The following is a 260-nucleotide window of genomic DNA, read 5'->3' on the forward strand; positions in this document are numbered from 1 at the left end:
AGTGCAGAGGGCGCGGCCATTGCGCCCTTTGCCTGGTCGCCCGCAGCGGGGCCGTAAAAAATGACTTTACGTAATGGCGAACAGAATCCCGCCGGATTGATATGCGGCATACCCGCATCAGCGTTATCTATAGCCAGTGCTAATCCACCCGCCTTCGGGCATAAACGTCCGGCCCTGTACATTTTCCTTCCGCCATCAGTGGCGGAGTTTCAGCAGCCGCACTGCGGCGGACGGGTTAAGGCCCGGGGGCGCGGGCCTTA

1 protein-coding gene is annotated in these 260 nt (G+C 60.8%); it reads right to left on the reverse strand.

Annotated elements, in window-relative coordinates; genetic code table 11:
- Positions 1 to 182: hypothetical protein (locus JK216_RS10225; protein ID WP_212715378.1), on the reverse strand; the 182-nt coding region annotated here is incomplete at its 3' end.
- Positions 183 to 260: the final 78 nt, after the last annotated feature.

Source organism: Tatumella sp. JGM94 (genome assembly GCF_018257595.1).
Lineage (GTDB): Bacteria > Pseudomonadota > Gammaproteobacteria > Enterobacterales > Enterobacteriaceae > Tatumella > Tatumella punctata.